12 protein-coding genes are annotated in these 12,131 nt (G+C 59.1%); 3 read left to right on the top strand and 9 right to left on the bottom strand.

Features of this window, described 5'->3' with window-relative positions; translation table 11 throughout:
* Positions 1-79 precede the first annotated feature (79 nt).
* From PLJ71_06865 to PLJ71_06855, 3 genes are all read left to right on the top strand, one after another.
* On the top strand, positions 80-1,186 hold the full coding sequence (locus tag PLJ71_06865; GenBank protein ID HQM48392.1) for an endoribonuclease L-PSP: 1,107 nt from the start codon (positions 80-82) through the stop codon (positions 1,184-1,186).
* Between the two features lie 57 nt (positions 1,187-1,243).
* Entirely contained in the window at positions 1,244-2,131 is an 888-nt protein-coding gene (locus tag PLJ71_06860; GenBank protein ID HQM48391.1) for a hypothetical protein, read from the top strand.
* 686 nt (positions 2,132-2,817) lie between these two features.
* Positions 2,818-3,534, top strand: a complete 717-nt coding sequence (locus tag PLJ71_06855) for a PEP-CTERM sorting domain-containing protein (protein HQM48390.1) — start codon at positions 2,818-2,820, stop codon at positions 3,532-3,534.
* A gap of 113 nt (positions 3,535-3,647) precedes the next feature.
* Here the strand turns inward: PLJ71_06855 and cydB are convergent, their stop codons facing one another.
* The 9 genes from cydB to sufD form a co-directional block, all read right to left on the bottom strand.
* Positions 3,648-4,673, bottom strand: coding sequence for a cytochrome d ubiquinol oxidase subunit II (cydB, locus tag PLJ71_06850; GenBank protein HQM48389.1), 1,026 nt, complete (start codon positions 4,671-4,673; stop codon positions 3,648-3,650).
* Positions 4,674-4,677: 4 nt separating this feature from the next.
* Positions 4,678-6,117 (bottom strand): cytochrome ubiquinol oxidase subunit I, encoded by a 1,440-nt coding sequence (locus PLJ71_06845; protein HQM48388.1) that lies wholly within the window; start codon positions 6,115-6,117, stop codon positions 4,678-4,680.
* 78 nt (positions 6,118-6,195) lie between these two features.
* Positions 6,196-7,071, bottom strand: coding sequence for a CehA/McbA family metallohydrolase (locus PLJ71_06840; GenBank protein ID HQM48387.1), 876 nt, complete (start codon positions 7,069-7,071; stop codon positions 6,196-6,198).
* 99 nt (positions 7,072-7,170) lie between these two features.
* Positions 7,171-7,446: a DUF1858 domain-containing protein gene (locus tag PLJ71_06835; protein HQM48386.1), complete on the bottom strand. Its 276-nt coding sequence runs from the start codon at positions 7,444-7,446 to the stop codon at positions 7,171-7,173.
* Positions 7,447-7,469: 23 nt separating this feature from the next.
* Entirely contained in the window at positions 7,470-7,694 is a 225-nt protein-coding gene (locus PLJ71_06830; GenBank protein ID HQM48385.1) for a hypothetical protein, read from the bottom strand.
* A 71-nt stretch (positions 7,695-7,765) separates the two neighbouring features.
* Complete coding sequence (nadA, locus tag PLJ71_06825; GenBank protein HQM48384.1) at positions 7,766-8,839, bottom strand: quinolinate synthase NadA; 1,074 nt, start codon at positions 8,837-8,839, stop codon at positions 7,766-7,768.
* A gap of 205 nt (positions 8,840-9,044) precedes the next feature.
* Positions 9,045-9,500, bottom strand: coding sequence for an SUF system NifU family Fe-S cluster assembly protein (locus PLJ71_06820; GenBank protein HQM48383.1), 456 nt, complete (start codon positions 9,498-9,500; stop codon positions 9,045-9,047).
* Positions 9,500-10,768: a cysteine desulfurase gene (locus PLJ71_06815; GenBank protein ID HQM48382.1), complete on the bottom strand. Its 1,269-nt coding sequence runs from the start codon at positions 10,766-10,768 to the stop codon at positions 9,500-9,502. The genes PLJ71_06820 and PLJ71_06815 overlap by 1 nt, the downstream gene beginning before the upstream one ends.
* 4 nt (positions 10,769-10,772) lie before the next feature.
* Positions 10,773-12,119: a Fe-S cluster assembly protein SufD gene (gene sufD / locus PLJ71_06810; GenBank protein HQM48381.1), complete on the bottom strand. Its 1,347-nt coding sequence runs from the start codon at positions 12,117-12,119 to the stop codon at positions 10,773-10,775.
* Positions 12,120-12,131: the final 12 nt, after the last annotated feature.

Genomic DNA, 12,131 nt, shown 5'->3' with positions numbered 1-12,131 from the left:
CGTGCGCTCTGTATAACAACCCGGTCTCGTCAGGCGGGCTTCGGCGCGCCGCATGTGAGACTGTCGCAAAGGACGGAACGTGAATTTGAGAGAAGAGAACAGCATACAAACACGGATTGCCCAGCGAAGCGGCTACCAGGAACTGTTCATTACGGCCGCGCCGTTGCCGGGACAGGACCTGGGGTCACTGCTGCTCGATGTTTTTCAGGAAATCGACGCTCGCCGCGCCTCCGTGGTGTCACACGAGATCTTTGGCGTTTCCCGCCGTGCCGGTGATGCGGCCTTCGAGCGTCTGGTTGCCGCGCGCGGCGAAATCACTTGGCCCGTGCTCTGGATCTCCGAGGGCGCCGATGCCGAGCCGCCCGCTGCCGCCGTGCAACTGTGGGCCGTGACTGATCTCGAGGTCAGCCCCGTACTCCATGACGGCCGGAGCATCGGCGTGTGCTATGAAGACGCATCCGCCGCGTATTGCCGCCTCGGCGGAATTTTGCCCGCCGATATTTCCCTCGCGGAAGGGATGCAAGCGATCTCCGTTTTCGAACAGATGGAGGCTGGACTCGAGACCGCCGACATGAACTTCCACGACGTTCTCCGTACGTGGTTTTACAACGACAAGATCACGGCGTGGTATCCACAGTTCAACCAGGCCCGAGACACCATGTTCAAACGGTGGCGCGTTTTTGAGGGTTTCGTTCCCGCAAGCACCGCCGTCGGCGGCTCGAACGCTTTCGGGGCCGCGTTGACCGGCGGCCTCATCGCGGTCAAGGCAAAAGACGGCTCGGTAAAGCGGCGTCCCTTGCCTTCTCCGCTGCAATGCCCCGCCCTCGATTATGGCAGTTCGTTCAGCCGCGCCGTCGAGTTCGAAACGGATGACCACCGCCGGGTCTACGTCTCCGGCACCGCAAGCATCGCCCCCGAAGGCCATACCGTCTTTATCGATGATATCGAGGGTCAGATCGCCAGGACGATGGAGGTCATCTACGCCATCCTCGAGTCCCGCGGCATGGATTGGAAGGACGTTTGCCGCAGCATCGCGTATTTCAAGGAGCCCAAGGAATTCGGGCTCTTCCCGCAATATTGCGAAGCGCAAGGCATCTCTGACTTGCCCGTAGCCTATGTAAAGGACGACATCTGCCGCGACAACCTTCTTTTTGAGGTGGAACTCGACGCCATTGTGGCAAAATAGACGATGTACTTCGAAAGACGGCCGGTAATGCCAGTGTGCCAGGCGGGAGGCGTGACGATGCTGAAACGGGCTGCAATGCACCTGACTGTCGCGATGATTGCGGCATGCCCCGCCTTCGCCGGAGAAGAGGCGGGCCCCATTCCGTGGCGTCTCGAGCCCGTGAAGACCGTCGAGGAGTGCAAAGTGCCCGAGTGTGTCGTTGCCGACGCCGGGAATGCCTTGGCCTACGTCTCGAACATCGAAGCGTTGCCTGACCAGTACTGGACCGACGACGGTCAGGGCTTTATCTCACTTATGACGTCCGATGGCAAGGTGCTGAAGAGGCGCTGGCTCGACAGTTCGCCGGACGCCGTTCTCAACGCCCCCAAGGGCATGTGCATCCTCAACGACACGCTGTACCTTGCCGACAATAGCCGCCTGCTTTGCCGCTCGCTCCAGCCCGGCGGCCAGTTGACGAACATTCCCGTGCCCGATGCCCAAAGAATCAACGACCTGGCCACCGATGGGACATGCGTCTACGCCAGCGACACCGCCCGGGGCGTCATCTACAAGGTTGAACCCTCCTCGAAAACAGTCACCGTCCTCAAAGCCCCGCCGAGCGTCAACGGCATCGTGTTCCACAAAGGCGCTTTCTTTGCGGTCAGTTGGGACCAGCACGATATTTACGAACTCGACCCCAAGGGCGAGGCTGACCCTGTTCCCTTCGGTCTGGCCGCCTACTTTGCGGCCCTTGACGGCATCGAGGTCCTCGACGACGGCACCTTTATCGTCTCCGATTTCAACGGCAACAAGATCTGGGCCGTCGGGCCCGACCGCAAAGCCATCGCCCCCCTTGCCGATGTCAAGACCCCCGCGGACATCGGCCTCGACCGAAAACGTATGCTCCTCTACGTCCCCCTCTTCCTGCAGGACGAGGTCGCCATCTTTAACATCAAGAACGATTGACTGTAATTTCCCGGACACCATAGAATTGGCCCATCCCCTGAACAGTTTACCAGTTGGCCAGTGTTGCTTGTTTCCTCCCCATATGTCGCGGTCTGCAGACTGCGACGCTCTTTCGACCGAAAGTCTTTGAAGCGCGGCCGACGGGGGCATGGGCTCCGGAGCGCGGTCGGTGGGGGCATGGGACCTCCGGAGCGCGGCACTCTCGCGGCCGAAGGCCTCCAGATCATCGCGGCAATCCTGTTCATCTCGCCCAAGGCCGCCTCTTTCCTCTACTGCCAAATCCGCCCGCATGGCCGAGACTGTCCCTGTGGAATACCGGAACACAGTGCTGACGTCGGAGACGCAGGAGACGAAACCTGCGCAAGGGAAAGCGTTTCTTTTCGGAAGTCCTGAAGCCGGCTTTTACAGCTTGTGACGGCGGGCATAAGACAGTGCAAGGAGAATTGGCAGCACATGAGTCATTTGTTGGTCAGTCCTGACCACATAATCTTCATTTGACCAGGGATCGTCAAACCGGTCTTGAGCGGTCAGCAAAAGTGATGTTATTGGCAAGCATGACTTTATCGATATTCGTGTTTCTTGGTACAAAAAATGCGAAAGATTGTGTATTAGGTGGCATTTGGAGCGGGAGACGGCTCCATTCTGGCGGGGTTCGTAGGTGCCACCAGGCAGAAGGAGGGTAGGACATGAAGTTACACTTTAACTGCGTGCTTCTGGGAATGTGCTTGGCACTCGCATCTACGGCATTCGCCTCGGGGATCGACTATTTCGATGCCGAGATCGAAGCAGGTGGGGGCATCACGGGCGGCGGTACCGGTTACCAGACTCCCGACGGCCAGGTTTGGCTCTGGTATCCGAACGCGCCGACGGGGCCATGGTATAACCAGTGGTTCTATGACGACCCCACAAATCCGAATCACTTCAAGGAAATATGGCTACAATTTGTAGTCACGCCGCTCGTATCCGAATTGGAGATGGACCTCCACTTCACAATCAATTGGACCACTGCGGACTGGGAGGATACCGGTCCGGATGGGGCCCCGCCGATGTTTGACCAGGAGCAGTACATAGGCCGGGCAGCCACGAATGATTTGGTCCTAGAGTTGTTCGACCCTGCGATCCCGGTCCCGGCGTACCACGATTTTCCAGATGATCCCTTCGGCAACCCAAGCGAGATAACGCTGACCGAGTTGGATCGGCAGCATTGGCAAGTTGATTGGTACTACATCATTCCGGACTTCAACCCGGAATGGGTGTCCATCGACATTTGGGGAGAGAACTTCGCGATAGACGGTTGGATCGAGCACGAGTGCGTGATTGTGCCCGAGCCCGCGACCTTGGTGATGGTGGGCCTTGGCCTGGCTGGTTTCGTCGTCCGTCGCATGCGTTATCAGGCGGGCTGAATTCCAGTAACGACGCGTCGAGACCCGGTCGCGGAGATGTTCCGCGCGGGTACAAATGTGAAACGCCCAACCGGCTGCTGGTTGGGCGTTTCACTGTCTTCGAATGGCCTTTTTCAATACATCAACTTGTCCGCCTGGACCTTTCCGCGGAATACCCAGTAGATCACGCTCGTGTACGCCAGCACGAACGGCATCCCGATGCCCGCGATGATCAGCATGACCTGCAGGGTCTTTGCCGACGAGGCGGCATTGTACATATCGAGGTTGAAGGCCGGGTCGATGCTCGACACCACCAGATTGGGCCACAGCGTGATGCCCAGGAGAAGATTGAAGGCGGCGATGGCCGCCGACGACGACAGGAATGCCGCCAGGAACTGGTTTTTCGCAAGCGACCGCGGGATGTTCACTATGGCCAGCACGCTCACAGCCGCCACGGCCCATGCAATCGGGTATGCTTTGAGATTGTCGAGAGCATGGCCAACGCCGAATAGCGTATACACTGTCGCCAGCACGTACAATATGACAAACACGGCGAAGGTCCTGGCCGTCCATGTTCGTACCTTGGCCTGTAACGCGCCATCTGTTTTCAGACACAGATACAGGTTTCCGTGCAGGGCAAACGTGGCTACCACGAAAAGCCCCACCAGAAGCTGGTAGGGACCGAGCAAACCCCAGAATGTCCCCACAAACTCGACGGCGCCATTCACTTCTTTGACGGGAATGCCCAGCATCGCGTTGCCCACGGCCACGCCGAACAGCAGCGTGGCCACCGTGCTTCCTGCCGCGAACGCGTAATCCCAGAAAACCTGCCACATGGGATTATCCACTTTGCTGCGCAGTTCGAGCGAGATGGCCCGGAAGATCAGCGCATACAACAACAGCATGAACGCCGTGTAGAAGCCCGAGAATACCGTGGCGTATACCTCGGGAAACGCCGCGAACATCGCCCCGCCGAACGTCACCAGCCAGACCTCGTTTCCGTCCCAGAACGGCCCGATCGAGTTCAGCAACACCCGGCGGTCGCTGTCCTCGCGCAGGAACGGATGCAAGATGCCGACGCCCAGATCGAACCCGTCGAGGATCGCGTATCCCGTGAGGAGGATTCCAAGCAGGAAGAACCAGATCGTATTGAGGTCCATGGCGTTACCTTTCCTGCGATTCGTCCGGTTGAGGTCCGTTCCCGGCGTCCATCATCGGGACTGCCGGTTTCGCCGCCGCGTCATGCACGACCGGCTTCGGACTCCCCTCGGTCCCGGAAAGCTCCGGACCCTTGCGTATCTTCTTGTCCATAACAAACAACCACACCATAAACATCATGCAATAAAGAAGGGCGAACATCAGAATCGAAAACAGTACTTGACCCGCGCTTACGGCAGGAGAGAAAGCCTCTTCCGTTCGCAACATGCCCCAAACGATCCACGGCTGCCGTCCCAGTTCCGCCGCGCACCATCCGAACTCGTTCGCGATGAAGGGTCCCGCCACCGCGAACACAAACAGCCACAGCAGCCAGCGCGTCTCGAATAGCGTGCCCCGCCACCAGAAAAAACATGCCAGCAGGGTGATGCCAATAAAGAACATGCCCAATGAAATCATGATGTGGTAGGTTTGAAACGTGATGTTTACCGGCGGCCAATCCTCCTCGGGAAACTGGTCGAGTCCGGTTACCGGCTTCGTAAAACTCTCGTACATCAGAAAACTCAGCGCGCCCGGCACGGCGAGGCCGAAGTCCACGGTCTTGGTTTCGTTATTGGGGATGCCAAACAAGTAGAGCGGCGCGCCCTTCCCCTCGTCCGGGGTCTTGTATAGCCCTTCGAAGGCGGCCAACTTCGTCGGCTGTGTGGCGCCGACGTTCTTCGCTTGCAGGTGGCCTGAGCCCAGCGCGGCCAGCGACATGAATGTCCCGAGTGCCAGCGCAACCTTGAACATCTTCTTCGCCATTCCGTTATGCCGCCCCTTGAGGATGTAGTACGATGCGATGCTCAACACGAAAAAGGCCCCCAGAATCCCCGCCCCGATCCAGACGTGCACCAGCCGGTGCACAGTCGATGGATTAAACACCATTCCCCAGAAACTGGTGATTTCGGCCCGATTGAGCTCCTCGTTGAAAACGAATCCCGCGGGGGTTTGCTGCCACGAATTGGCCACGACGATCCACACCGAGGAAAGCACTGCTCCCAGGGACACCATGCACGTCGAGAAGAAGTGCATCTTCGGGGAGACCCGGTCCCAGCCAAACACCAGCACCGCCAGGAAAGCCGATTCGAGGAAAAACGCGAAAATGCCCTCCGCGGCAAGCGCCGGGCCGAAGACATCGCCCACAAACCTCGAGTAGGCCGACCAGTTGGTCCCAAACTGAAACTCCATCACAATGCCGGTAGCGGCGCCCATCGTGAATACGAGCGCGAAGATGCCTGTCCAGAACCGTGCAATGGCGTCATATTCGCGGTCGCCCGTCTTCAGGTACATTCCTTCCATGATGACCATCAGCCACCCCAAACCGATGGTAAGGGGAGGGAATATGTAGTGGAACATCACGGTAAGGGCGAACTGGAGACGGGATAACGTATAAACATCAAGTTGCATGGCCACCTGTCCCTGTTTCAGTGCCCCATTGTCTTGCCGCGCACTGCCCGCGGGTGCCCGCCACAGTCGCACCCACTATCACCCAATCTCAACGAAGAAAGGCTGTGTCCACGCCATGGCGCCTTCAGGGCCGTGGCACTCGAACCGCACATACGAGTATATATCTTCTTCCGAGAACCGGAAGCAAGCTTCCGGGCCGCGGTGTTTGGCCGCCAACCGCTGAAAATCCCCGAGAACATCTATTCGGTCCGCGCGTGGCGCAACGACCCGGACCGTATCGTCCTTTACCTCGATGGTTTCGATGGTCACGCCGGTGCTGGCGTAACAGCGGCCGTGCACGAGGGCGTCAACTACCCCTTCGACAGACCGCTCGACGGCCTGCACCACTGTCCACGCATTCCCTTCCGTATGGACCTTGTGAGTGTCGTCCGTGGCGTAACCCCATACCACGCGGCCGGCCGAGAGCAGCATGTCCCAACGGTCTAATGCCAGGCCGCTTCCTTCGGCCCAGACGCACACGCCGTTGCAGATCTCCAGCCCCACATAGCCGGTCCACGACGCGAGCTTTTCCTGGGGGCAATGATTGAAGTGCTCCTCCCAGTTGGGATGGCACATGATGGCGAAACCGCCCGCCTGGCCGACGGCATCCAGAACCGCCTGGCGATCCTCGACCGGCTTCAGGCAGCTTCGCCCGTTCACATGGAGAATATGGGGGCCGTTCGCCGTAATCTCATAGCCGGGGATTAAAACCATGCCGTTTCCGTCCAGCCCTTCCGGATTAGTGAAACGGTCGTGGTCGCTTATCATGAGGAAGTCATACCCCCTCCCGGCATAGGCCTTCACGCAATCTTCAGGGGTTCGCGCGCCGTCGCTGTTCGTGGTGTGCGTGTGCAGATTGCCTTTCAACCACTGGAAGTGCCCCGTGCGGTAGGGATGACGTATCGCAATATCCACAGTGAATCACCCTCTTCGACACAAGAGACACCGCGGATGCGGCCTCTGGCGCCGTCCATCCCGGTGTCCTGATATCTGTTCTTTCCGCCCCCGCCCGGTTTATCCCTGCGACTCGGGCTCTTCCTGGACAAGACTCTCCAAAACGTCGAGCAAGGCATCCGGATCCACGCCGTAACCGGCGCACACCTGCCCGATGGTCTCAAACTGCCCCAGCGCGCAGTGGGCGCAGCCTCCAAGATGAAACGCCGCGAATACTTCCCGCACGCGAGGATGTATCTGAATCGCTTCGGCGATGGGCATATCCAGATGGAAGTTGCTTGCGGCATTCGGTTCCCTGGCTGCTGCCGCGGGCTGGGTCTTGTCTGTCTCGGCCATAGTTCGTCTCCTTTCGTTGGGACTCAGCCGCCCTGATTCCAGTACTGCTCGAATTCCTCCTGCGAGGAATCGCGGAGCACGTCAGGCCGGTATAGTTTCTTTACGATGGGCTCGGCTACGCGCTCGATTTCTCCGGTTCCGTCAATGTGCGTCACGTAACGCAGCACCTTCTGGCTGTCGTCACACTCGTAATAAATCGTCGCATACCCCTTGCCCGGGACGGGTTGCGAAGTCTTGTAATAGAGCATCGGTCCCCCTTGCGTTACTGCTGCACACCTTTTCAACTAAACAAAGCCGCGAAGCGCATAATTCCGCCGGCTCAGGAAATGGCCAGCATGTTGTCAATAGGAGCTTTTGCGTTTCTGATGATTTCCTCGGGCAGTTCCACCTGGTACTGAAGGTTCTGGAGCGAGGCCAGCGTTTGCTCAAGCGTAATCAGCGCCATGTGCGGGCACTGGTGGCTGCAGAGCCGGATCATCTCCTTGTCGGGATTCTCCGCGGCCAGATTGTCGGCCATGCTGCATTCCGTAAACAACATGAACTGATTGGCATGTGATGCCTGGACATAGTCGACCATCTTCTTCGTGCTGCCCGTCACGTCCACCTTTTCGATGACGCCCGGTTTGCACTCGGGATGGGCGATCGTGATGGCTTCGGGGAACTGCCGTTTCACGGCGTCCACGTCTTCAGCCTCGAAAAGTTCATGCACTTCGCAATGCGCGCCCCAGCCGATGACCGCGGGGGTGTCGGCGCGCAAATCCTTCTCCGTTCCTGGAATCCAGCCCTCTATGAACGCGACGCCCAGTTCGCGCGCCGTATTGCGCGCCAGGAACTCGTCCGGCACGAAGATGATGTGCTTGTGCCCCTTGTCGAGCAGGTATCTGAGGACCGCCTCCGAATTCCCTGACGTGCAGCAGTAGTCCGACGCGGCTTTGGTCTCCGCGTGGGTATTTACGTAGCTGACCACCGGCGCTCCCGGAAACCGTCTCTTGAGGGCCTTGACATCGTCCCCGCTGATGCCCTCGGCCAGCGAGCAGCCCGCTTCGAGGCTGGGGATCAGCACCATGCGGTCGGGATTGAGAATTTTGGCGGTTTCAGCCATGAACTTCACGCCGCAAAACACGATGATATCCGCGTTCGACTGAGCCGAGAATCGCGCCAGTTGCAGTGAATCTCCCACGTTATCCGGTACCGAACAATACAGGGCCGGTTCCATGTAATTATGCCCGAGGATGATAGCGTTCAACCGGCGCTTGAGGGTGTTGATCTCGAACGCCAGCCGGGCTTTTGCCCGAATTTCTACGTCGGGTATGAGCCGGCGCAGTTTGACACGCATGGCCTCGAGCAGTTCCTCGAATGTCTGCGTATCCTGGGCTGCGAATATTCTTGTCATCGCCGGTATTCCTCTCGGGGTTACAACCAGAGCCGGTACTCCAACCGTGCCCTTGCGGGTGGTTCCCTGCCGCTGGCCACCATCGCTAAGATCGGGCTGTTCGGGGGCTTATCGGTAGATAGCACCAATGCCATATGCTACCACCGCGTGCCGGCGGCAATCAAAATCCTGTCCATTTCCCGCACCGGCAACGCGCAAGCCGTTCCTACTCCGTTGTTACAGCCTCGCCGGCGCCCCGCAATGCACTGAGCACCGCGTGCCAGGAGAGCGTCGCGCACTTGATACGAACAGGAAACTCGCGAACGCCCGAAAAAACCGCCAGTTTGCCTATGGCCTTTTCATCAATGGGCGCGTCCGGATTCGACGTGACCATCCGGTGGAACTGGACAAACAGGTTCTCGGCATCTCGAACGGTTTTGCCTTTCAACAGCGTCGTCATGAGGGAAGCAGACGATTTCGAGATGGCGCAGCCCTTGCCCTCAAATGAAATGTCCGAGATGACATCTCCCTCGAGTTTCAGATACACGGTGAAATGGTCTCCACAAAGGGGATTGTGCCCCTCGATTTTCCGAGCCGCGTCTTCCATGGAATGGAAATTCCGTGGTTTCCGGTTGTGCTCGAGGATGACCTCTTCGTACAGGGCGCGGTTGGTCTGCTGCATTACCCAAACACCTCGTTCACACGTTCGAGGGCCTTGCCGAACACGTCCAGCTCTTCCTTTGTGTTGTAGAAAGCCAGGGAAGCGCGTGCGGTGGCCGGCACGTCGAACCGTTCCATCAAAGGCTGGGCGCAATGGTGGCCCGCCCGCACGGCCACGCCCTCCTCGTCAAGAATCTGGCCGATATCGTGCGGATGCGCCGCGTCCATGACAAACGAAAGCACCGACGCCTTGTGCGCGGCGTTACCTATGATTCGCACGCCCTTCACCGAACGCAACACCTCGGTTCCGTACTGGAGCAGTCCGGCCTCATGCGCCGCGATGCGTTCCATGCCCAACTGATTCACGTAGTCGATTGCGGCGCCGAGCCCGATCGCCCCGGCGATATTGGGCGTGCCCGCCTCAAACTTGTGCGGCAGCGAATTGAACGTGGTCTCGTCAAACCGGACCGACAATATCATGTCGCCGCCCGACTGGTAGGGCGGCATGTCCTCGAGCAGTTCGGCCCGTCCGTACAGAATGCCTATTCCCGTAGGGCCGAACATCTTGTGGCCCGAACACACGAAAAAGTCGCAGCCGATGTCGAGCAGGTCGATCGGAAGATGCGGGACCGCCTGCGCTCCGTCGACAAGCACGCGCACCCCGTTGCCGTGCGCGATGCGCACCAGCTCACCCACGGGATTCACCGTTCCCAGCGCATTCGACACGTACGTGAGCGCTACAAGTCTTGTCCGGTCCGTGATCATGCGCCGGAAAGCATCCATATCCAGTTCGCCGGTGTCGGTCACTGGCGCCACACGCAAGCGGGCCCCTTTCTCCCGGCACAACATTTGCCACGGCACGATGTTCGAATGGTGCTCCATATGCGTGATCAGGATTTCGTCGCCTGCCTTCACATGTTCGCGTCCGTAGGTCTGCGCGACCAGATTGATGCTTTCCGTCGCGCCGCGCGTGAAGACAATTTCACATTTCAGCCGGGCGTTGAGGAACGCCATCACTTTGTGGCGCGCGTCATCATACGCTTTCGTCGCCTCCTCGCTGAGATGGTACAAGCCCCGGTGAATGTTGGCATTCGTTTCCGAATAGTACCGCGAGATCGCGTCGAGCACCGCCTGCGGCTTCTGGCTGGTGGCAGCATTATCCAGGTACACCAGCGGTTTGCCGTGCACCGTCGTATGCAATATCGGAAAATCCCGCCGTATCGCCGCCACGTCGAAAGCCGGCGTGTTATGAGGCAAGGCGCCCGCAGCTCTCTTCAGGACCGTTTCCATGTGCTTACTGCCTTTCTGTCCGGCCCCGGCCATACGGGCTGTACCGGTTGTAAATGTACTCGTGCAGGCGCGTTCGCAACGGTTCAACGGGAATTTCGTCAACGGCCTCGCCCGCGAATCCGCACGTGAGCAGCGCCCGCGCCATCGCTTCGGATATGCCCCGGCTCTGGAAATAGAAGATCTGGTCTCGGGGAGGCTGGCCGACCGTCGCGCCGTGCGTGCACTTTACGTCGTCCGCGAAGATCTGCAGAATCGGGCGTGTGTCAATGGTGGCTGTGTCCGACAACAGCAAGTTGCTGTTGAGCTGGTTCGAGTCGGTCTTTTGCGCCTCCCTGTGCACATGGACTTTGCCGCTGAATACCGCGTGGGACGTATCGCTCAACACGCCCTTGTACCGGATCCGGCTCGTGCACCGGGGGCTGGCGTGCTCGATGCTCACCGCGTTATCGATCAACTGGCTGCCCTCGGCGAGATACAACCCGCCGAGCGATACGGCGGCGCCTTCGCCTGCCAGCCGCGTATTCAGCTCATTTCGAGCGATCTTGCCGCCCAGGATAGCCGAAAACGAATTGAAAACGCTGTTCGTGCCCTGATGCACCCGCATCGATGCCAAATGATAGCCCTGCGGGCCTTCGTGGAGCACTTTGTAACGTTTCAACACCGCCCCATCACCCAGCACCGTCTCGGTTACCACGTTATTGAAGTAGGGCGCGTCCGTGAGCCCCACATAGCTTTCGATCAAAGTCAGCTCGGCTGTCTCGTCCAGAACAATCAGATTGCGAGGGTGCGCCGCCTTGTCTTTCTCCCTGCCGGTGGTGACATACAGGATGTGTACGGGCGTTTGCGCCGCATACCCGCGTGGCGCGTGAACGATCGCCCCGTCCAACAGAAACGCCGAGTTCAGGGCGTTGAAAACATTGCCCGACTCGCCCGCGAGGCTGTCCAAGTGTTTGCTGGCCAGCGCGCCGTCGATCTTAGCCATCTCCGCGAGGCTGCGTACGTCCAAGTTGCCGCCCGTTATGCCGCGAGACGCCTCGGGGGCGAAGAAACCGTCAACGAATACCAGTTCGGTCCAGCCGGGTTCTTTGAACAGATGCGGCTCGATGCCAGCAGTGTCAATAGCCGCCGGACAGGACTCGACGGGGGTCTCGAATGCCGTACGCAGGATGGGTCTAACGTCCGTGAACCGCCACTCTTCGTCTTTACGGGTCGGGAATGCCAGGGTTTCGAAGCGTTTTGCGCCCAATTCGCGCAGACGGCAAAGCCACTCGGGCGCCCCATCCTGGACGCGCCTGGCTGGCGCATGGAGGCAACACTCCTTATCCGAGATTCTTTCAGCCACTTCAGTCATTGGAAAACTCCA

The organism is Candidatus Hydrogenedentota bacterium (assembly GCA_035416745.1).
Taxonomy (GTDB): Bacteria; Hydrogenedentota; Hydrogenedentia; order Hydrogenedentales; family SLHB01; genus UBA2224.
Note: the sequence above shows the minus strand (reverse complement) of the source record. Positions and strands in the feature narration are given on the sequence as shown.

Excerpts from the sequence above, each read along its gene's own strand:
- PLJ71_06860 (HQM48391.1), top strand. The coding sequence starts at position 1,244 with ATGCTGAAACGGGCTGCAATGCACCTGACTGTCGCGATGATTGCGGCA.
- PLJ71_06855 (HQM48390.1), top strand. The coding sequence starts at position 2,818 with ATGAAGTTACACTTTAACTGCGTGCTTCTGGGAATGTGCTTGGCACTC.
- cydB (HQM48389.1), bottom strand. The coding sequence starts at position 4,673 with ATGGACCTCAATACGATCTGGTTCTTCCTGCTTGGAATCCTCCTCACG.
- PLJ71_06845 (HQM48388.1), bottom strand. The coding sequence starts at position 6,117 with ATGCAACTTGATGTTTATACGTTATCCCGTCTCCAGTTCGCCCTTACC.
- PLJ71_06835 (HQM48386.1), bottom strand. The coding sequence starts at position 7,446 with ATGGCCGAGACAGACAAGACCCAGCCCGCGGCAGCAGCCAGGGAACCG.
- PLJ71_06830 (HQM48385.1), bottom strand. The coding sequence starts at position 7,694 with ATGCTCTATTACAAGACTTCGCAACCCGTCCCGGGCAAGGGGTATGCG.
- nadA (HQM48384.1), bottom strand. The coding sequence starts at position 8,839 with ATGACAAGAATATTCGCAGCCCAGGATACGCAGACATTCGAGGAACTG.
- PLJ71_06820 (HQM48383.1), bottom strand. The coding sequence starts at position 9,500 with ATGCAGCAGACCAACCGCGCCCTGTACGAAGAGGTCATCCTCGAGCAC.
- PLJ71_06815 (HQM48382.1), bottom strand. The coding sequence starts at position 10,768 with ATGGAAACGGTCCTGAAGAGAGCTGCGGGCGCCTTGCCTCATAACACG.
- sufD (HQM48381.1), bottom strand. The coding sequence starts at position 12,119 with ATGACTGAAGTGGCTGAAAGAATCTCGGATAAGGAGTGTTGCCTCCAT.